We start from the raw sequence: 19566 nt of genomic DNA on the forward strand, positions 1-19566 counted from the left end.
GGGCAATGCCATTCGACACAGCCGCGTTCATCCGCACCCGGCTGCATCTGCTGCCGGTTCCCTCAATCCCCGAAATCGTCATTCATACCGCCCATTCCCGCAGCGGCCTTGGCCACCTGCTGGAGCAATCCCGCGACCCGGACCCGCCCGCGCCCTATTGGGCCTATCCCTGGGCCGGCGGCGTCGCTCTCGCGCGCTATATCTTGGATCACCCCGGGACAGTCCGCGGCCACCGCGTGCTCGATCTCGGCTCGGGCTCGGGCCTTGTCGCCATCGCCGCCGCCATGGCGGGCGCCGCCAGCGTGCTGGCCGCCGAAATCGACGCCAATGGCCGCGTGGCCCTCAGGCTCAATGCGGCGGCCAATGGAATTTCAGTGCAGGTGCTTGATGCCGATATCGTCGCCGGCCTGCCCGTGCCCGTCGACATCGTGCTGGCCGGGGACGTGTTCTACGACCCAGCGGTTGCAGCGCCCATGCTGGCCTTTCTCGACCGCTGCCAGGCCGTGGGGCAGCATGTGCTGGTGGGTGATCCCTACCGAGCGGCCCTGCCACTGCAGCGCCTGCGCCGGCTCATCGACTATCAGGTGTCCGATGTCGGCAGCGCCCGCCACGCCAGCGCTGTCACCGCCGGCGTCTTCGAGCTTTGCCCTAGAACTGCCTGAGATTGCCCGTCAGCCCGAGCACCAGCAGCGTCACGAGCAAAGCCCCCAGCCAGATCCAGCGGCGGGACGTGCCCTGAAGCGGCTTCAGCAGGGCCTGCAGTTTCTCGTTCATTCCGCCGCACTCTTCTGGCCAGCGCCAAACTTGCGCTCGATATAGTCGGCAACCATCACCTTGAACTGGTCGGCAACATCAGCGCCGCGCAGCGTCGCGACCTTCTGGCCATCGACAAACACCGGTGCCGCCGGCGTCTCGCCGGTGCCCGGCAGCGAAATGCCGATATTGGCATGCTTGCTTTCGCCCGGCCCGTTGACGATGCATCCCATCACCGCCACCGACAGGCCCTCGACACCCGGATAGCGTTCCTTCCATTCCGGCATAGAGGACGACAAGTGATCCTGAATGTCCTTGGCCAGATGCTGGAACGTGTTCGACGTCGTGCGCCCGCAACCTGGGCAGGCAGCTACCACCGGCAGAAACTGGCGGAAGCCCATGGTCTGCAGCAATTCCTGCGCCACCTTGACCTCGGTGGTGCGATCGCCGCCTGGCTCGGGCGTCAGCGAAATACGGATCGTGTCGCCAATGCCCTGCTGCATCAGGATGCCCAGTGCCGCCGACGAGGCGACGACACCCTTGGTGCCCATGCCCGCCTCGGTCAGCCCGAGATGGAGCGCATAATCGCAACGCGCCGCCAGGTCCTGATAGACTGCGATCAGGTGCTGCACGTCCGAGACCTTGGTCGAGAGGATAATCCGATCGCGCCCCATGCCAAGCTCTTCGGCCCGCTGCGCGCTGAGCAGCGCCGACTGGATAATCGCCTCGCGCTGCACTGCAGCCGCCGAAATCGGCGTTGCGGACGCAGCGTTCTCGTCCATCAGCTTGGTGAGCAATTCCTCGTCGAGCGAACCCCAGTTCACCCCGATACGCACCGGCTTGTTGTACTTGTTGGCGATCTCGATCAGCGTCGAAAACTGCGTGTCCCGCTTTGCCTTGAAGCCCACATTGCCCGGATTGACCCGATATTTCGCCAGCGCTTCGGCGCAAGCCGGATGGTCGGTCAGCAGCTTGTGGCCGATATAGTGGAAGTCCCCCACCAGCGGCACATCGTACCCCATGAACGCCAACCGGTCGCGGATAATGGGCACCGCCGCCGCCGACTCGTCACGGTCCACGGTGATCCGCACGATCTCCGAACCGGCGCGCGCCAGCTGCATCACCTGTTTGACCGTCGCATCGATATCGGCCGTATCGGTATTGGTCATCGACTGGACGACCACGGGCGCGCCGCCCCCGACCATCACGCCACCGACATCAACCCCGACCGAATGCCTGCGCTCTAACGGGCCTGCCATGAAACACCTCTTCAAGATGAGGGAGAAATAAGCCTGCCAGCCTAGAAGAGCAATGTTTCTGCTTGATGATAGCGCAAGCGTGTCGTTTCAGCGCAGAGCTGTTGCCCTTAGCGGGGCGGTAACCGCCCCTGTAATTTGTGATCGGCATGATCTTGATCCGGCGTCAGCCCGGACCATCTATAGCTCATGATCAAGATGCTCCTCCCCCGCCTCGTCCTCTTCCGCAAAGAAGTCGTCCAGCTCTGGAAGGCCTTCTTCGCGCCCGAGACCCCGTTGTTCCTCAAGGCAGCAACGCTGTTCACCGCGTTCTACCTGATCAATCCGTTCGACATCATCCCCGATGTCCTGCCGTTTATCGGCTGGGTCGATGATCTGATCCTGATCCCCCTGATGGTGGGCTGGATCGTCAGCCGCCTGCCGGTCCCGGTCCGCGCCGACATGCGTGAGCGCAACGGCCAGACCATCGACGGCAGTGCCCGCCGGCTTTAGGCCGCCTCGGTCTCGCCGCCGACCTCCCCCACCCACCGCGCTGCCCACGGACTTGATCCGTGGGCCACTCTCGGCGCGGTACATGCGGCGCTTGGTCCCGGATCAAGTCCGGGGACAGCACTGTGACTGAGGCAACAGTCCAAACCGCCACAACAAAAAAGCCCGGATCGCTCCGGGCTTTTTGTTATTCAAACCGGACCAGCAGGTCCTTGGCGTCGATCTGGTCGCCGGGCTTGACCAGCACTTCGGCGATCACCCCATCGGCCTCGGCATGGATGGCGGTTTCCATCTTCATCGCCTCGATCGAGCACAGCACGTCGCCCGCGGTCACCTGCTGCCCCTGCTTGACCGCCAGTGACGAAATCACGCCTGGCATCGGCGCGCCGACCTGCTTGGCATCGCCCAGCACTGCCTTGGCGCGCAGCTTGATCTCACCGGCCTTCAACCGATCCGGCACCGTGATAGTGCGCGGCTGGCCATTGAGATCGAAGAAGACACGCACTTCGCCCTTCTCATTGGTCTCGGCCCGGCCCAGATACTGGAGCACCAGCGTCTTGCCCTTTTCGATATCGACCAGCAGTTCCTGGCCCTCGGTCAGCCCGTAGAAATAGACCGGCGTCGGCAGCACTTCGGTGGGGCCGTAGCGATCCTGGGTCTTTTCGAAATCGGCATAGACCTTGGGATACATCAGATACGAGGCCAGGCGGAAATCGTCGATCTCGTGCCCGGACTCCTCGACCACCTTCTTGCGTTCGGCTTCGAGATCGACATCCTTGAGGTAAGAACCTGGCCGTTCGGTGATCGCGGTCTTGCCCTTGAGCACCTTCTTCTGCAGCGCCTTGGGGAAGCCGCCCGGCGGCTGGCCCAGGTCACCGGCAAAGAAGCCGACGACGGAATCGGGGAACGCGATATCGCGGTTGGGGTCTTCCACATCGGCGCGGGTCAACCCGGCCGAAACCATGGCCAGCGCCATGTCGCCAACCACCTTGGAGCTTGGCGTCACCTTGACGATGTCGCCAAACATCTGGTTGACGTCGGCATAGGTCTGGGCGACCTCGTGCCAGCGCGTTTCCAGCCCCAGCGAACGTGCCTGTTCCTTGAGATTGGTGAACTGGCCGCCCGGCATTTCGTGCAGATAGACTTCCGAAGCGCCGCCCTTGAGATCGCTTTCAAAGGCGCGGTACTGGGTGCGCACAGCTTCCCAGTAGAACGAGATCTGGCGGATCGCCTTGGCGTCCAGCCCGGGATCGCGATCGCCATCGGCCAGGGCCGCCACCAGCGAACCCAGCGTCGGCTGGCTGGTGGTGCCGCTGAGCGCGTCCATCGCCGCATCCACCGCATCGACGCCCGCATCCACTGCCGCCAGCACCGTGGCCGAAGCCGCACCCGATGTGTCGTGCGTATGCAGGTGGATCGGCAGCGAGATTTCCTGCTTCAGCGTCTCGATCAGCTTTTTGGCCGCCGCCGGGCGCAACAGGCCCGCCATGTCCTTGAGCCCCAGCACATGCGCGCCGGCAGCTTCCAGTTCCTTGGCCAGGGCCACATAGTATTTCAGGTCATACTTGGCCCGGTTCGGGTCCAGCAGGTCGCCGGTATAGCAGATGACGCCCTCAGCCACCTTGCCGGCATCGACCACCGCGTCGAGCGAGACGCGCATGTTCTCGACCCAGTTGAGGCAATCGAACACCCGGAAAATATCGACCCCGCCCTTGGCCGCCTGGGCGACGAAGAACTTGACCACATTGTCGGGATAATTGGTGTAACCGACGCCATTGCTGCCGCGTAGCAGCATCTGGGTCAGGATATTGGGTGCTCCCTCGCGCACCTTGGCCAGCCGCTCCCAGGGATCCTCATTGAGGAAGCGCATCGAAACGTCGAACGTTGCGCCACCCCAGCATTCGAGGCTGAAGAGGTTAGGCAATCCGCGCGAATAGGCCTGGGCGATGCGGGTGATATCGAAGCTGCGCATACGCGTCGCCAGCAGCGACTGATGCGCATCGCGCATCGTCGTGTCGGTGAACAACACGCGGTTCTGCGCCTTCATCCACTCGGCCAGCGCCTTGGGGCCCTGCTTGTCCAGAATCTGCCGGCTGCCATCGATGACGGCGAGGGGCGGGAATTCCGGCACGATCGGCGCCGCCGCTTCCGCAGGCGGACGCGGCCGGTCGCGCACCTCGGGATGCCCGTTGACGGTCACGTCAGCGATATAGCTGAGCAGCTTGGTCGCACGATCCTTACGCGGCTTGAAGTTGAACAGCTCGGGCGTCGTATCGATGAAGCGCGTCGTATAGCGGTTCTCGACAAAGTCGGGATGGGTGATGATGTTTTCGAGGAAGGCCAGGTTGGTCGACACCCCCCGGATCCGAAATTCGCGCAGCGCGCGATGCATGCGGGCAATGGCTTCCTCGGCCGTTGGCGCCCAGCAGGTCACCTTTTCCAGCAGCGGATCATAGAACCGGGTGATGATCGCGCCCGAATAGGCGGTGCCACCATCAAGGCGCACGCCAAAGCCGGTCGCGCCGCGATAGGCGGTGATGCGGCCATAGTCGGGAATGAAATTGTGCTCGGGATCTTCGGTGGTCACCCGGCACTGGATGGCATTGCCATTGAGCCGGATATTTTCCTGCAGCGGCACGCCGCTTTCGGGTGTCCCGATCACCGCGCCGTCGAGCAGATGGATCTGCGCCTTGACGATGTCGATACCTGTCACTTCTTCGGTGACCGTATGCTCCACCTGGATGCGCGGGTTCACTTCGATGAAGTAGAACTTGTCGGTATCGGCATCCATCAGGAATTCGACCGTGCCGGCGCCACGATAATTGGCCGCCTTGCCGAGCCGCACCGCCGCGTCGGTCAGTTCCTTGCGGACATTGTCGTCGAGATAAGGCGCTGGCGCCCGCTCGACCACTTTCTGGTTGCGCCGCTGCACCGAGCAGTCGCGTTCATAAAGATGCACAAGGTTGCCGTGATCGTCGCCGATCAGCTGCACTTCGACATGGCGGGCCCGTTCGACCAGCTTTTCGAGATACATCTCGTCCTTGCCGAACGCCGCCTTGGCCTCGCGCTTGCCTTCGCTGACTTCCGACAGCAGGCTCTTTTCATCCATGATGCGGCGCATGCCGCGCCCGCCGCCGCCCCAGCTGGCCTTAAGCATCAGCGGATAGCCGATTTCGGCCGCCATCTTGCGGATCAGCTCGGGATCATCGGGCAGCGCATCGGTCGCCGGCACCACCGGCACCTTGGACGCGATCGCCATATTGCGCGCCGCCACCTTGTTGCCGAGATCGCGCATGGTCTGCGCCTGCGGCCCGATAAAGATGATACCGGCATCCTCGCAGGCATCAACGAATTCGGGGCTTTCCGAGAGGAGGCCATAGCCGGGATGGATCGCATCGGCGCCCGAGATACGGGCGATGCGGATATATTCATCGATCTGCAGATAGGCCTCGACCGGCCCCTTGCCCACGCCGATCAGATAGGCCTCGTCAGCCTTGAACCGGTGCAGCGCCAGCTTGTCCTCTTCGGCAAAGGCGGCAACGGTTTTCAGACCCAGTTCATTGGCGGCGCGAAACACGCGAATGGCGATTTCGCTGCGGTTGGCAACGAGGATTTTCTTGATTGGCATCGATTTCCGTCCGAGCAGGAGGGGGTGATGGGCGGTAAGGCCCGGCTCAGTAGTTTCGAAACGGATGTGACGGTTGCCCGCCCAACCGCTTGATATCGTCTATTTCTGGCTGAGATGTCCGGCCAGGTGCGACATGTCATAGCCGGCCTCGGCGGCCTGGCTGATGATCTCGCCGGCCTCCATTTCACCAGCCTGGGACAGGGCCCACAGCGTCGTCGAACGCGTCCCCGACCGGCAGAACGCGAAAACCGGGCCATTGCTCCCCTCGAGCGCGGCATGGGTCTTCTCTACCATATCCGGCGACACGCCCTCCCGCCCGAGCGGGATGGCATAATAGGCAAGTCCGGCGGCCTTGGCGGCTGCTTCTATTTCGGCGCCCGGAACCTGGTCCGGCGATTCGCCGTCTGGGCGATTATTGATGATAGTGACGAAGCCGGCGGCTTTCAGCGAGGCAACGTCCTCGGGTGCGATCTGCCCGCAGACGCTGATATGATCGTTGATCCGCTTCAATTCCAAGGCACTACTCCCAATACCGCCACGATGAACGAGCTGAACGGCATACGCGGCTCAGCATCGATGCACATCGTCTCAGGCTTCCCGGCGCCCCTTATATCCGTGCCGTTGTGCCGGACGCAACTGCGACAGAAGGATAGCTGTCATGAAGCTGTCACCGATGGCAGCCCTCAAGCGAGATCAAGGCGAAACCGCGCAGAGCGTGCATTGGCCGGTCACGCCCCGTCGCGACCGGCCAGCCGTTAATTGACGCCTGGCGTATAGCGCGCCAGGGCCGTGATCACCTGCTTGGCCGTCACCCGGCCGATCTGCGCGCCCTGGTCATCGACCACCCCCACCCATTGATGTTCGGCAAACAGCGGCAGCACATCCTCGCAGCGGGCATCTTTCGATACGGCCTGCGCGCACAATTCATGCTCCCCCCGCTCCATGATCGAGCGCACATGGATGGCCCGCGCCTTGTTCACCTCGCGCACGAACTCCTCGATATGGGCATTGGCCGGGCGCAGCACGATATCCTCGGGCTTGCCCTCCTGCTGCAGCGCTCCATCCTTGAGCACGGCGATGCGGTCGCCGATCTTGAGCGCCTCGTCGAAGTCATGGGTGATGAACAGGATCGTCTTGTTCAGCGACTTTTGCAGTTCGATCAGCTGATCCTGCATCCCCGAGCGGATCAGTGGATCAAGCGCCGAGAACGCTTCGTCCATCAGGATGATATCGGTATCCATCGCCAGCGCCCGTGCCAGCCCGACACGCTGTTGCTGGCCACCCGACAATTGCCGCGGTTGCGAATTCTCGTAGCCGGACAGCCCGACGATCTCGATCCACTTGGCCGCTTCCGCCAGCCGCGTCTTGCGCTCGACGCCCCGCACCTCCAGCCCGTAGGCAACGTTGTCGATGACCGAGCGATGCGGCATCAGGCCGAACTTCTGGAACACCATCGCCACCTGTGTCCGCCGATAGGTGCGCAGTTCATCCAGGCTCATCTTCAGCACATCGGTGCCATTGACCACGATCTCGCCCGCCGTTGGCTCGATCAGTCGGTTGACGTGGCGGATCAGGGTCGACTTGCCCGACCCAGACAGCCCCATGACCACGAAGATCTGGCTTTTGGCGATATCGAGCGAGACATTGTCCAGGCCCACCACATGGTTGGTCTCGGACTGAACGTCGGACTTGGACTTGCCCGATCGCAGCATTTCAAGCGCCGCCTCCGGTCGCTCTCCGAAAATCTTGGTGACCCCGCGCATGGCAATGGCGAGATCGGGCGTCGTGGTTGTCGCACTCATGAGCGGGCCTCCGCCAGGCCGATCCGGGCCTGCAGCTGTTTCCCAAAGGACTGGGTAATGCGGTCGAACACGATGGCCAGCACCACGATGCCCAGACCGGCGAACAGGCCACGGCTGACCTCCAGCCGCCCAATGCCCTGCAGCACCTGATAACCCAGGCCTCCGGCCCCGATCATCGAGGCGATGACCACCATGGACAACGCCATCATCGTGGTCTGGTTGATCCCGGCCAGAATGGTCGGCAATGCCAGCGGGATCTGCACGCCCAGCAGGCGCTGGCGCGGATTGGTGCCGAATGCCCGACTGGCTTCCATCACTGCCGGATCGACCGAACGCAGGCCCAGATCGGTCAGCCGCACCAGCGGCGGCGCCGCATAGACAATGGTGGCGATCAGTGCCGGAATTTTGCCGGGCCCGAAGATCATCACCGTCGGGATCAAGTAGACGAAGCTCGGCAGCGTCTGCATCAGGTCCAGCACCGGGGTGATGAACTTGCGCACATTCAGCGAGCGGCTCATCCACACGCCGACCGGAATGGAGACGATGATCGCGGTGATCGTCGCGGCCAGCATCAGCGCCATGGTGGTCATGGCGTCCTTCCACAGGTCCATGACCCCCAGAAACATCAGCCCGGCCACCACGACCGTCGGCAACTGCCAGCGCCGCGTCGCCAGCCAGGCAATACCGGCCAGAATGGCGATGATCAGCCACCAGGGGGTGGCAATCAGCAGGTCTTCAATCGCCTTCAGCAACATCAGCAGCGGATAGGCTGCAGCTTCAAAATAGCCGCCCCAGTGGCGCACCACCCAGTTGAGGCCATCATCGACGGCCCGCCGCAGCGGGCGCGTATCAAACAATTGCGGAAACACTTCTGGTCACTTTCTCGGAAGGGACGCACGATGCCGAAGAGCGTTGAGAACGCGCCCTCGGGCATTGGGCGGGAATGTATTGAATTGAATTGATTGCCCTCTACTGCTGTAGCCCCCGAACTTGATCCGGAGGCTTCCTGCTGCAGCGGTGATACGGCAATGGATGGGCCCCACCGCCCTTGAGGAGGTAGGGGAGTGGGGTGCTGGATCAGCCACCGGCGCTATGCCCTGGCGAACCGCAGCACCCTTCAGCCCTAGAGGCTGGCCCGGACCTTGTCGGCCACTTCAGGCGCAACCCAGCCGGTCCACACGTCTTCCTTGGTCTTGAGGAAGTTCTCTGCGGTCGCGGCGGCATCGGCCTGGTTTTCATCGCCATAAACCAGCAATTCGCTGATCTCGGCATTGGTCAGGCCGACCTTGGACAGGTAATTGGCGACATTGGGCGCCTCTTCCTGCAGCCAGGCAGCAGCGCCGACGATCGCCGGCGAAGACGGATAGGCAGTGATGCCGGCCGGCTCGTCGCAATCGGGATCGGTATTGCAGGCATAGACCTCGGGCTTGGCCTCACCCATGTCGAGCGCCACCGCATCGAACTTGCCCAGGATCGCCGTCGGACCCCAATAGTAGAACAGGATCGGCTCTTCGCGCGTGAAAGCGCGGGAGATCGAGGCATCGAGCGCACCGCCAGAACCCGGCGAGAACAGGTTCCACGCGCCGCTCATGTCATAGGCATCGAACAGGGCCGTCGTGGCCAATTCGCAACCCCAGCCCGGCGGGCACGAATAGATGCGACCCTTGCTGGAATCTTCAGGATCGGGAAACACGCTCGGATTGGCAATCGCCGTTTCGGCGCTGACGATCTCGGGATTGGCTTCCTGGGTATAGCGCGGGATGAACCAGCCTTCGATGGTGCCGTCGGTAATGGCCTCGCCCAGCTTGACCACCGAACCCTCTTCGAGGGCGCTGTCCCACTGGTCCTGCACGGTGCTGGTCCACAGTTCTGGCGCAATCGCCGGCGAACCGCGCATCACCATTGAACTGGTCGTCGGAACCGTGTCGCCGGTGACGATGGCCACATCGCACCCGAAGCCGGTTTCCAGAATTTTTGCGTGAATATGGGCCAAGGCAGCCGCTGAGGGCCAGGTCATCTCGGCAATGTCGATTGTACGGTCAGTACCACAAGCGGTCGCATCCACGTCCTGGGCGACTACGGGCACCGTTGCTGCCGACAATAAGGCAACGGTCATCGCGGCGGCAATGCCACCGGATTTCAATATCATCAGGTCGTCTCCTGGATTTATGTAGGGATGCAAACCATAGTCAGGCAGTTGTGGCCTGTCAAATCGCGCAATACTTACGTAACAACTGTAAAGTTTATGCAGTTAAACTTGAAATGTGAACTAGAAATGACTGACACGAAATTGCGCCAGCCGAAAAATCTGCTCTCAACCAACGAGATCAACTAGCGCTGATCAGAGCGGCAAACAAAAATAAATTACGCCCAACTGAATTGCCGCAGTTTCGCCCGATTTTAGGCGGGTTACGGCGTTCCCGTCCCCACCCAATGGCCCCAGATATCACGACGCTCGGCGACGAACTGGTCGGCAATACCCTCGACAGTCGCCCCCGGCTCGTTGAGCCGGGCCAGCAGGATATTCATCTCCGCCAACGGCAATGTGGTGCGCTGGAAATAGGATGCGATGGCAGGAATATCGGTAAACACCCATTCGGCCAGCGCCACCACCACGCTTTCAGGCGCAAATGCCGATGGCACCGGCTGCGCACAGGCCAGCTGCGCCAGGCATTTGAATGCTTCGGCATTGTACTCACCCAAACCCAGCGGCTTGAAATCGAACTGCGCCAGCACCGCATTGGGCTGCCAGTAATAGAACACGATCGGCTCGGTGCGGCTCACCGCCTCGGCGATCAGGGAGTCCATCTCGAACCGATTGGCCGGCTCGATGATTTCGAGCACCCCATCCAGCCCAAATGCCCGCACCAGATTGCGGTTGATCACCGAACAGCCCCAGTCGGACGGACAGGAAATGAAGCGGATTTTCGCACCACCGCCCAGCGTCGGCGCCACCGCCCGAAGTGCCGCCGCCCCGGTGAGTTCCGGGTGCACACCAGCCACATAACCGGGCGTGAACCAGCCCTCGAAACTGCTTTCCGCATAGGTCGTGGTGGCCGGGCGCACCATCTGCGCCTTGATCGCCGGGTTCCACACCTCGGCAATCCGCCCGATCCACAATTCAGGCGCCACCGCCGGCTGCCCTGTCGTTCCCATGGCCGATCCGATAGCCGCCAGATCGCCCGGAGTAATCTTGGTATCGCAGCCAAATTCCCTGGCCAGGATCCGCGCATGAATCTCGGCAAGCAGCGCCCCCGACATCCAGCTCATGCGTGCAATCGCCAGGGGCTGCGTGCCACAGATCGGCGGCGGCACGGCTGCCGGCGCCTCGGGTGCACCCACCTGCTCCTGCGCTTCGTCGAGCACGGTGAACTGGGCCAGTGCCGGCTGGCTCGCCAGGCTCAGTGCAAGCAGGACCGCGCCGACGATACAGATCTTCATGCCGTGCGCCCTTGTGATCATGACCCCTTACTAATGCAAAAACATGGCTTCTTAAGCAACACCGGCAACGCCATGATCCGCCAATCAATACCGGGTGACTCGATCATTATAAGTGTGCCACAGTCCCTGTAGCGGGGCGCGCGTTGCGCCCCCTATTTCGCGTTGTTCCGCTCGTCAAGAGAGGCCGGAAAGGCATCCTCGGCGGGGCAACCAAGCAGAGGGACATCAATGCTCAATCTCAAGAACACTCTCGCCCTGGCGGTTGCCGCCTCGGCTCTCGCGGTCGCCATGCCGGCCATGGCCGACGACGTCAAGCTGGGCTTTCTCGCCGACGTGACCGGCCCCATCGCCGGCTTTGCCGGCGGCATGGTTTCGGCGGGCAACCTGGCTGTCGACCACGTCAATGCCCAGGGCGGCATTCTGGGTGGCAACAAGCTGGTCTCGATCGTGGCTGACGGCGCCTGCTCGGCCGATACCGCCGGCCCGGCCGCTGACCGTCTGGTCAACACCGAGAACGTGACTTCGATCTTCGGCGATTACTGCACCGGCTCGACCCTGGCTGCCGCCAATACCGCTGCCATCCCCGGCAATGTGGTGATGATCTCCCCATCCGCTTCCGCGCCGACCGTGACCGGCCTCGACGACAATGACCTTGTCTACCGCACCGTGGTTTCCGACGCCTTCCAGGGCGCCAAGGCCGCCGAGCTGCTGCTGTCGCAGGGCATCAATGAAGTCGGCGTCACCTACGTCAACAATGACTACGGCAAGGGCCTGGCTGACCAGTTCGTCGCCTCCTTCACCGCTGGCGGCGGCACTGTTGCGGCCAATGTCGCCCACGAAGACGGCAAGGCCGACTACCGTCCGGAAATCGGCCAGATCGAATCCTCGGGTGCAACCACCCTCGTGATCTACGGCTACGAAAATGCTGGCGGCGGCGCCATCCTCAACCAGGCGCTGGAAGCTGGCAGCTTCGATCTGTTCGTTGGCGGCGACGGCATGGCCGGTGAAGCCCTGCTCGCCAGCCGCGACGCGGCTTCGCTTGAAGGCCTGATCCTGACCCAGGCTGCTGCCGCTGCCGGCGACGCCTATGACATCTATGCCAAGCTGGCGACCGATGCCGGCCTCGTGCCCGACACCACCTATGGCCCGCAGTCCTACGACGCTGCCTTCCTGCTGGCTCTGGCCATCGAGAAGAACGGCTCCGCCGAACGCCAGGGCGTCTCCGCCGCCCTGCGTGAAGTCGCCAGCGCTCCCGGCGAAATCATCCTGCCGGGTGAATGGACCAAGGCTGTCGAGCTGATCAAGGCCGGCACCGACATCGACTACCGTGGCGCATCGGGCGACGTTGAATTCGACGCAGCGGGCGACGTTGCCGGCGGCATCGACTACTTCGTCGTCGAAGGCGGCACCATCGTCAACAAGGGTCAGATCCCCTGATCAATTCCTAGCCGTTGAGACATCTGGCCCGGGAGCGATCCCGGGCCTTTTGCATTTCTGGAGTTCTGCATGGCCGACGATCCCACGCTCAAATTCTACGCCGACAACGCCGCTGTTTATGCCGGCCGCGCCCGCGACCTGCCGCAGGCCCAGCTCGACGCGTTTCTGGCGCAGCTGCCGCCCGGCGCCGCCATTCTCGAATTGGGCACCGGCGGCGGCCAGGATGCCGCCCATATGCTGGAACGCGGCTTCGCCGTGACACCCACCGACGCCTCCGCCGCCCTCGCCGCCCAGGCCGAGCGCCGCATCGGCCGGCCGGTGCGGTTGATGCGCTTTGCCGAACTGGAGGAAATTGCCACCTATGACGGGGTCTGGGCCAGCGCCGCCCTGCTGCATGCGCCGCGCAGCGAGCTGACCGATGACCTCACCCGTATCCACCGCGCCCTGCGGCCCGGCGGCCTGCTGGTCGCCAGCTTCAAGGCCGGCTCCGAAGAGGGCCGCGACAGCCTGGGCCGCTATTACAATTATTTGCAGGCTCCGGCCCTGCTCGCCCATTTCCAGGCCGCCGCCCCCTGGGCCGACCTCACCCTCACCGAACGCGCCGGCACTGGCTATGACAACGTCCCGACGCAATGGCTCTGGGTGAGCGCCCGCGCGTAATCGCCTGCGCTATGGCAAGACCACCCGGCCTGTCCGGGTGGTCCATCTGCCTAAGCCTCAGACCTCCCGCTTGACCACTTCGGGCAACAGGCCCCTGGGCGCATAGCGCAATGCCACGGTGATGATGATGCCCAACACGAACACCCGCATCTGCAGCGCGCGCGAGTCGATTTCCGGGATCGCGCCCCAGCCGAGCGACTGGCTCCAGCTCGACAGGTTGAGGAAGATCGCCTGCGCCAGCGGATCGGAAATGATCCACACGATATAGATCAGCACCGCCCCAAGCAGGACGCCCCAGTTATTGCCGGCGCCGCCAACGATCACCATCACCCAGATCATGAAGGTATGGTTGATCGGCTGATAGCCGGCGGGATCGAAAATCTGGTTGAAGGTGACGAGGATCGCGCCACCCATGCCGATCAGCACCGAGCCGAACACGAACAGTTCCAGCTGCCGCCCAGTGACATTCTTGCCCATCGAACCGGCGGCGATATGGTTGTCGCGGATCGCCCGCATCATGCGGCCCCACGGCCCGCCATAGGCGCGCTGCACGAAGAAGAACACCACGATGAAGATCGCCAGCAGCAGCGCGAAGAACCCAAAGCGCGCATAGACGAAGGATTCGCTGATCGGAATGCCCTGCGCCTGATAATCCTGCGGCAGGTTGACCGGCCAGGGCATCGGCGATGCGGTCATGGTGCCGCGCGTCAGCCAGTCCATGTTCTTGAGCAGCGCCCGGATGATTTCCGAGATACCGATCGTGGCGATGGCCAGATAATCGGTGCGCAGCCCCAGGCTGATCCGCCCGACAATATAGGCGATGACAGCTGCGACCAGCCCGCCGAACAGCCAGCCCAGGATCGGATTGAGCCCAAGCCCGCCGACAAAGCCGGCCGTGGATTCGATATAGGCGGCCGCCGGGTCGATCTGGCTGCGATAAACCACATAGGCAATGAACCAGGCCAGCACCAGCAGCGCTGTCTTCCAGCCCCCGCGAACCCCGAGGCGATGCGAGTGCCGCGCGCCCCAGACCAGCAGTACGCCGGCCAGGAACGCCAGCAACGCCCGCCCCAGCATGACCGGCCCCTCGCTGTCCCAGAACAGCGCATTGACTGGAAACGACACGAACACCACGGAGGCGCCGCCCACCATCATGAAGCCCATCACGGCAAAGTTGAACAACCCGCCATAGCCCCATTGGATATTGAGCCCCAGCGCGATCAGCGCATAGGCCAGCGCCTGGGTCAGCAGCAGCCCGCTATTGGCCGCGCCCTGCACAAAGCCAACCGCCAGGATCAGCACGAACATGGCGCTGAACAGTACGATGGCGCGCACCGTCGGATTGGCGAGATCGATGCGCTTCGCCTGGGCTTCCCCGCTCATGATGAGGCCCCCTTGAAAATACCGGTCGGCCGCGCCAGCAGCGTGATCACCAGGATTACGAAGGCCACGGTCAGTTTGTATTCGGTGGGCACCAGCGCCAGGTTGGCCGGCAGCGCCATCCCTTCGGGAAGCAAGTCATTGAGTGGACGCAGCACCGAGGTCCAGTTGAACACCGACAGCGTCTCGGCAAAGGCGATGAGGAAGCCCCCGACAATGGCGCCATAGACATGGCCGAGGCCACCCACGATCGCCGCCGCGAAGATCGGCAGGATGATATTGAACGCCAGGTCCGGCATCAGCGCCACGTCCAGCGCCAGCATGGTGCCCGCAACGCAGGCCAGCGCCCCCGCCACGATCCAGGTCACCCGCACCACCAGCGCGGTATTGATGCCCGAAACCTGCGCCAGGTCGGCATTGTCGGCCATGGCGCGCATCGCCTTGCCCAGCCGCGAGCGCGTCAGGAAGAAGTGCAGCCCCAGCACCAGCAGCGCGGTCACCACGATCATCAGCACCTGTGGTTCGGTAATGGTGATCGGGCGCGAGCCGCCCAGGGCCGACATGTCGATGCGGAAGATTTCCTTGGGCTCGCTCTGATAGAACGAGCGCGTTCCCGATCCGAAGATCAGCCGCAGCAGGCCCTGCAGGATCAGCGTCACGCCGATCGAGGCAATCAGCAGCGTCACCGGCTTGGCGCCGCGCTTGCGCAAGGGTGCGTAAAACCCCTTGTCGAGCCCCAGCGCAATCACCGCGGTAATCGCCATGGCCACCGGCAGCACCAGAAAGCCGCTGGGAATGGGCGTGACAATGCCCAGCGCCGTGCAGACACTGGCCAGCAGGAAGGCGATGAACGCCCCCATGGTCATCATGTCGCCATGCGCGAAATGAGCGAAACGCAGAATGCCGAAGATCAACGTGACGCCAATGGCGCCCAACGCATAGATCGAGCCCAGCACCGTGCCGGAAATCAAGACGCGGTTGATGAAAAAAACCAGCTCGTCCAAGCGACTAACCTCCCAGAAAACTCTTGGCGACTTCCGGATCGGCGATCAGTTCCGCCCCGGTGCCGGTGAACCGGTTCCGCCCGCTTGCCAGCACGAACCCCTTGGAGGCAAAGGCCAGCGCCTGCCGGGCATTCTGCTCGACCATCAGGATGCCGACGCCCTCCTTGTTGACGCGCACAATGGTCTCGAAAATCTCGATCACATAGCGCGGCGACAGGCCGGCGGAGGGCTCGTCCAGCATCAGCAGCGACGGCTTGCTCATCAATGCCCGGCCCATGGCCACCATCTGGCGCTGCCCGCCCGAAAGCTCGCCCGCCGGCTGCCGCCGCTTTTCGGCCAGTACCGGAAACATTTCGTAGACCCAGGCCATGGTTTGGGCATAGTCGTCCTTGCGGGTGAACGCCCCCATTTCAAGGTTCTCTTCCACACTCAGCGAGGTGAAGACGTTCTTTTCCTGCGGCACGAAGCTCAGCCCCTTGGGCACCAGCTTGTCGGGCAGGGAATTGGCGATGTTCTCGCCGCCGAATTCGATCGTGCCGCCGGTCACCTTGAGCAGCCCGAAGATCGCCTTGAGCGTCGTCGATTTTCCGGCCCCGTTGGGCCCCACGATCACCCCGATATCGGATTGTTCGATGGCAATATCGACCCCGTTGAGGATCGGCACGCTGCTATAGCCGCCAACGACGTGCTTGAGTTCGATCAGCGCCATCAGTCGGCCTCCACCGGCGAGCCGAAATAGGCCTCGACAATCGCCGCATTGGCGCGAATTTCGCTCATCGGCCCCTCGGCGATCTTCTCACCCTGCGCCATCACGATCACCGGATCGCAAAGCCGCCCGATCAGATCCATGTCGTGCTCGATGACGAAGAAAGTATAGCCCAGCTCCTTGTTCATGCGCTCGATATTGGCGGCCAGGTCATGCAGCAGCGTCTTGTTGACGCCTGCCGCCACCTCGTCCAGCAGCACCACCTTGGCGTCCACCATCATGGTGCGGCCAAGTTCGAGCAGCTTTTTTTGTCCACCCGACAGGTTCCCCGCCAGCTCGTTGCGCACATGGCCGAGCTTGAGGAAATCGATGACGTCGAGGGCCTTCTTGCGCACCTCGGTCTCGCGCGCCTTGACCAGCCGCGGCCGCAGCCAGGAATCGACCAGCGACTCCCCCGGCTGGTCGCCTGGAACCATCATCAGGTTCTCCAGCGCCGTCATGTTGGAAAATTCGTGTGCGATCTGAAAGGTGCGCAACATGCCCTGGCGGAACAATTGGTGCGGGGCCAGCCCGGTCACGTCCTGCCCGTCGAACAACACCTGCCCGCTATCGGGGACGATATTGCCGGCCACGATATTGAACAATGTCGACTTGCCGGCCCCATTGGGGCCGATCAGCCCGGTGATCGAGCCGCGTTGCACACTGAGCGAACAATTGTTGACGGCGGTGAGACCGCCAAAGCGCTTGCTGACGTTGCGAACGTCGATGACTGCGTCAAAGGACACCCAAATTCGTCCCGTTTCCTGATGTTGCCTGGCCCTGCTTGCTGCGGGTCATTTGGCCGCATCTGGTCATAAGCTGACCAAGGGGTCAACCATGCTCGAGGGCTCGAACAGAGCAAATCTGGGGATCACAGGGCCGCCAGCACCGCCTCGGCGGTGGATTTGTTGCAGGCAAAGAACACGTCGTAAAGCGTCGCCAGCCGCGTCAGGGCCTTGACATCGACGTCGTGGGGCTGCGCCGAGAGCGGATCGATGAAGAAGATCAGCACGTCCAGCCGCCCCTCGGCAATCATCGCGCCCAATTGCTGGTCCCCGCCCAGCGGTCCGCTCTTGAGCAGGCGCACCTGCAGTCCGGTGGCAGCGTTCACCCGGCTGCCAGTTGTCCCCGTGCCCCACAATTCGTGCGCACTGAGCCGGTCATGGTGCGCATGGGCCCAGGCGACCAGCTCGTCCTTCTTGTCGTCATGCGCCACCAGGCCGATGCGTGCCATCTACCGTCTCCACTTTGCGGTTTCGATCCGGCACGCATCAACCCAACAGGGCAATGCCGCGCTCCGGCGCAATTGCGGCCTCAGGATGCCAGGCGCCGCACATTGCTGTGCGCCGGGATGGCGACCACGGCGCTCCGCCGCTCGTCGGCAGCGTCCAGCCGGAAGATATCGATGATCCGATCCATCTCGTGGACCTGCCCATCGGTCTGCTCGATGGCGGCATTGGTCTCCTCCACCAGCGCTGCGTTGTGCTGGGTCATCTCGTCCATCTGGCGCACCGCAATGGTGACTTCGGACAGCGCCGCCGCCTGTTCCTTATTGGCGTGGGCGATCGAATCGATCAGCACCGAGCTTTCCTGCGCGCCCAGCAGGATGTCACGCAGCTTTTCGGAGGCCTGCTCCACCAGCCGCGATCCCGACCGGACTTCCTTGGCGCTGGCCTCGATCAGCACCTTGACGTCAGCCGATGCCGACGCCGCCGATTGCGCCAGTCGGCGCACTTCCACCGCCACCACGGCAAAGCCCTTGCCGGCCTCGCCCGCCCGCGCCGCTTCCACCGAAGCGTTCAGCGCCAGCAAATTGGTCTGGAAGGCGATGTCATCGATCAAGCCAATGATGTTGGAAATCTTGCTCGACGAGGTCTGGATCGCCCCCATGGCGCCATTGGCCTCTTCCATCACGCTGCCGCCCTCGGTGGCATTGCGCGACACCGCCTGCGCCTTGCCGCTGGCCGTCTCGGCCCGCTTGGCGTTCTCCACCACCGCCACCGACAATTGCTCGACCGCTGCCGAAGTTTGCTCGATGGTCGCCGCCTGGCGCGTGGTGCGGTCGGCCAGGTCATTGGCCCCGGCCAGGATCTCCCCGGTCGCCGTCTTGAGCGAACGCGATGTCGCCTGCAATTGGGCCACGATGCTGGCCAATTGGTCGGCCACAGCGTTGGTATCGTCCTTGATCTGCTGGAATTCGGGGTCGAAGTCGGCATCGATGCGGCTGGTCAGGTCGCCTGCCGCCATGTCCTTGAGCACCGCGCCGGTCAGCGTCACCGCCCGATTGATCTTGGCCGCCGCAGCAGCTTCGCTGGCACTGGCATCGGCTGTCAGCTTGTCGAAATAGGCCGTCACCCCGATATCGATATCGAGCAGCGTCGCCTTGATCACGTCGACCAGGCCCTCGGCCATCGCGTCGGCTTCGGCCAGCACGGCCGCAGGGTCGAGAGGCTTCTTGCGGCCGAGCAGGCCGGTTTGCGGCGCCACGATCTCGGCCATCATGTCATGGATCACCCCACGCACCAGGGTATCCAGGATCAACCCATAGCCCCCGATATGCCAGCGCGGCTCAAGCCCGATCTTGGCATGCCGCAGGCCGACCTGCGTACTGGCCTGCAGATAGTCGTCGTCAAACTGGCCCGAGGCAATCGCCTGCCAATGGCCAACCTGCTTGCCCTTGGCCCGGTCCATCTGCGGGCGCCCCGAAAAGAACGACGCCACGGCCGGCACATTCGCCAGCTTGTCGTAGAACGCCGCGAGGGCCGGCTCCAGATGCCTGTCGATATGCCCCTGCATACTGGCAAGTCGGGCCCGGGCCTGCTGGTCCAGTCCGATGAAATCGAGGCGGGTCTGCAGGTTTTCGGCTATCGGCGGGGCAGAGTTGGTCATGGATACGCTCGGTCAAGTAACGGGGCCTGTCTCGGCGGTCCGGGAAGGCCCGGCTTTGATTGAGATCAAGCACCACCACTAT

At 63.2% G+C, this 19566-nt stretch carries 18 protein-coding genes; 4 read left to right on the top strand and 14 right to left on the bottom strand.

Annotated elements, in window-relative coordinates; translation table 11 throughout:
• The first annotated feature begins 5 nt into the window (after positions 1 to 5).
• Entirely contained in the window at positions 6 to 662 is a 657-nt protein-coding gene (locus BUA69_RS18690; protein WP_046134577.1) for a class I SAM-dependent methyltransferase, read from the top strand.
• On the opposite strand, the gene BUA69_RS21465 is transcribed toward BUA69_RS18690, so the two are convergent.
• Entirely contained in the window at positions 649 to 774 is a 126-nt protein-coding gene (locus tag BUA69_RS21465; RefSeq protein WP_280136801.1) for a hypothetical protein, read from the bottom strand. The genes BUA69_RS18690 and BUA69_RS21465 overlap by 14 nt on opposite strands.
• Positions 771 to 2012 carry a flavodoxin-dependent (E)-4-hydroxy-3-methylbut-2-enyl-diphosphate synthase gene (gene ispG, locus BUA69_RS18695; RefSeq protein WP_046134578.1) on the bottom strand — a complete coding sequence of 414 codons (1242 nt, stop codon included), beginning with the start codon at positions 2010 to 2012 and terminating at the stop codon, positions 771 to 773. Before ispG ends, BUA69_RS21465 begins: the two co-directional genes overlap by 4 nt.
• Positions 2013 to 2198: 186 nt before the next feature.
• On the opposite strand from ispG, the gene BUA69_RS18700 reads away from it, so the two are divergent.
• Positions 2199 to 2501 (top strand): YkvA family protein, encoded by a 303-nt coding sequence (locus BUA69_RS18700; RefSeq protein WP_046134579.1) that lies wholly within the window; start codon positions 2199 to 2201, stop codon positions 2499 to 2501.
• 184 nt (positions 2502 to 2685) lie between these two features.
• Here BUA69_RS18700 and pyc read toward each other — a convergent pair whose 3' ends face one another.
• The 6 genes from pyc to BUA69_RS18730 all read right to left on the bottom strand — a co-directional run bounded on the left by pyc (position 2686) and on the right by BUA69_RS18730 (position 11369).
• Positions 2686 to 6126, bottom strand: a complete 3441-nt coding sequence (gene pyc, locus BUA69_RS18705) for a pyruvate carboxylase (protein ID WP_046134580.1) — start codon at positions 6124 to 6126, stop codon at positions 2686 to 2688.
• A 99-nt stretch (positions 6127 to 6225) separates the two neighbouring features.
• Positions 6226 to 6642, bottom strand: a complete 417-nt coding sequence (locus BUA69_RS18710) for a protein tyrosine phosphatase family protein (RefSeq protein WP_046134581.1) — start codon at positions 6640 to 6642, stop codon at positions 6226 to 6228.
• 239 nt (positions 6643 to 6881) lie between these two features.
• Positions 6882 to 7928, bottom strand: a complete 1047-nt coding sequence (locus BUA69_RS18715; protein WP_046134582.1) for a quaternary amine ABC transporter ATP-binding protein — start codon at positions 7926 to 7928, stop codon at positions 6882 to 6884.
• Entirely contained in the window at positions 7925 to 8797 is an 873-nt protein-coding gene (locus BUA69_RS18720; protein ID WP_046134583.1) for an ABC transporter permease, read from the bottom strand. Before BUA69_RS18720 ends, BUA69_RS18715 begins: the two co-directional genes overlap by 4 nt.
• Positions 8798 to 9051: 254 nt before the next feature.
• A complete protein-coding gene (locus BUA69_RS18725) occupies positions 9052 to 10077 on the bottom strand; it encodes a glycine betaine ABC transporter substrate-binding protein (protein ID WP_046134584.1) in 1026 nt (341 codons plus the stop codon).
• A 260-nt stretch (positions 10078 to 10337) separates the two neighbouring features.
• Complete coding sequence (locus tag BUA69_RS18730) at positions 10338 to 11369, bottom strand: glycine betaine ABC transporter substrate-binding protein (RefSeq protein ID WP_046134585.1); 1032 nt, start codon at positions 11367 to 11369, stop codon at positions 10338 to 10340.
• Between the two features lie 228 nt (positions 11370 to 11597).
• On the opposite strand from BUA69_RS18730, the gene BUA69_RS18735 reads away from it, so the two are divergent.
• Together BUA69_RS18735 and BUA69_RS18740 are read left to right on the top strand one after the other, a co-directional pair.
• Positions 11598 to 12806, top strand: a complete 1209-nt coding sequence (locus BUA69_RS18735) for an ABC transporter substrate-binding protein (RefSeq protein ID WP_046134586.1) — start codon at positions 11598 to 11600, stop codon at positions 12804 to 12806.
• A 69-nt stretch (positions 12807 to 12875) separates the two neighbouring features.
• Positions 12876 to 13466 carry a class I SAM-dependent methyltransferase gene (locus BUA69_RS18740; protein ID WP_046134587.1) on the top strand — a complete coding sequence of 197 codons (591 nt, stop codon included), beginning with the start codon at positions 12876 to 12878 and terminating at the stop codon, positions 13464 to 13466.
• Positions 13467 to 13523: 57 nt separating this feature from the next.
• Here the strand turns inward: BUA69_RS18740 and BUA69_RS18745 are convergent, their stop codons facing one another.
• The 6 genes from BUA69_RS18745 to BUA69_RS18770 all read right to left on the bottom strand — a co-directional run bounded on the left by BUA69_RS18745 (position 13524) and on the right by BUA69_RS18770 (position 19484).
• Complete coding sequence (locus tag BUA69_RS18745) at positions 13524 to 14849, bottom strand: branched-chain amino acid ABC transporter permease (RefSeq protein WP_046134588.1); 1326 nt, start codon at positions 14847 to 14849, stop codon at positions 13524 to 13526.
• Entirely contained in the window at positions 14846 to 15850 is a 1005-nt protein-coding gene (locus BUA69_RS18750) for a branched-chain amino acid ABC transporter permease (RefSeq protein WP_046134589.1), read from the bottom strand. The genes BUA69_RS18745 and BUA69_RS18750 overlap by 4 nt, the downstream gene beginning before the upstream one ends.
• A 4-nt stretch (positions 15851 to 15854) precedes the next feature.
• Positions 15855 to 16559, bottom strand: coding sequence for an ABC transporter ATP-binding protein (locus BUA69_RS18755; protein ID WP_046134590.1), 705 nt, complete (start codon positions 16557 to 16559; stop codon positions 15855 to 15857).
• Positions 16559 to 17341 (bottom strand): ABC transporter ATP-binding protein, encoded by a 783-nt coding sequence (locus tag BUA69_RS18760; protein ID WP_046134591.1) that lies wholly within the window; start codon positions 17339 to 17341, stop codon positions 16559 to 16561. Before BUA69_RS18760 ends, BUA69_RS18755 begins: the two co-directional genes overlap by 1 nt.
• A 125-nt stretch (positions 17342 to 17466) precedes the next feature.
• The gene (locus BUA69_RS18765; protein WP_046134592.1) at positions 17467 to 17829 is read right to left on the bottom strand and encodes a methylglyoxal synthase; all 363 of its coding nucleotides are present in this window, start codon (positions 17827 to 17829) and stop codon (positions 17467 to 17469) included.
• Between the two features lie 80 nt (positions 17830 to 17909).
• Positions 17910 to 19484 carry a methyl-accepting chemotaxis protein gene (locus BUA69_RS18770; RefSeq protein ID WP_052950438.1) on the bottom strand — a complete coding sequence of 525 codons (1575 nt, stop codon included), beginning with the start codon at positions 19482 to 19484 and terminating at the stop codon, positions 17910 to 17912.
• Positions 19485 to 19566: the final 82 nt, after the last annotated feature.

It is taken from the genome of Devosia limi DSM 17137, from assembly GCF_900128975.1.
GTDB lineage: Bacteria > Pseudomonadota > Alphaproteobacteria > Rhizobiales > Devosiaceae > Devosia > Devosia limi.

Excerpts from the sequence above, each read along its gene's own strand:
- BUA69_RS21465 (WP_280136801.1), bottom strand. The coding sequence starts at position 774 with ATGAACGAGAAACTGCAGGCCCTGCTGAAGCCGCTTCAGGGCACGTCC.
- BUA69_RS18740 (WP_046134587.1), top strand. The coding sequence starts at position 12,876 with ATGGCCGACGATCCCACGCTCAAATTCTACGCCGACAACGCCGCTGTT.
- BUA69_RS18715 (WP_046134582.1), bottom strand. The coding sequence starts at position 7,928 with ATGAGTGCGACAACCACGACGCCCGATCTCGCCATTGCCATGCGCGGG.
- BUA69_RS18735 (WP_046134586.1), top strand. The coding sequence starts at position 11,598 with ATGCTCAATCTCAAGAACACTCTCGCCCTGGCGGTTGCCGCCTCGGCT.
- ispG (WP_046134578.1), bottom strand. The coding sequence starts at position 2,012 with ATGGCAGGCCCGTTAGAGCGCAGGCATTCGGTCGGGGTTGATGTCGGT.
- BUA69_RS18725 (WP_046134584.1), bottom strand. The coding sequence starts at position 10,077 with ATGATATTGAAATCCGGTGGCATTGCCGCCGCGATGACCGTTGCCTTA.
- pyc (WP_046134580.1), bottom strand. The coding sequence starts at position 6,126 with ATGCCAATCAAGAAAATCCTCGTTGCCAACCGCAGCGAAATCGCCATT.
- BUA69_RS18755 (WP_046134590.1), bottom strand. The coding sequence starts at position 16,559 with ATGGCGCTGATCGAACTCAAGCACGTCGTTGGCGGCTATAGCAGCGTG.
- BUA69_RS18730 (WP_046134585.1), bottom strand. The coding sequence starts at position 11,369 with ATGAAGATCTGTATCGTCGGCGCGGTCCTGCTTGCACTGAGCCTGGCG.
- BUA69_RS18770 (WP_052950438.1), bottom strand. The coding sequence starts at position 19,484 with ATGACCAACTCTGCCCCGCCGATAGCCGAAAACCTGCAGACCCGCCTC.
- BUA69_RS18745 (WP_046134588.1), bottom strand. The coding sequence starts at position 14,849 with ATGAGCGGGGAAGCCCAGGCGAAGCGCATCGATCTCGCCAATCCGACG.
- BUA69_RS18690 (WP_046134577.1), top strand. The coding sequence starts at position 6 with ATGCCATTCGACACAGCCGCGTTCATCCGCACCCGGCTGCATCTGCTG.
- BUA69_RS18700 (WP_046134579.1), top strand. The coding sequence starts at position 2,199 with ATGATCAAGATGCTCCTCCCCCGCCTCGTCCTCTTCCGCAAAGAAGTC.
- BUA69_RS18765 (WP_046134592.1), bottom strand. The coding sequence starts at position 17,829 with ATGGCACGCATCGGCCTGGTGGCGCATGACGACAAGAAGGACGAGCTG.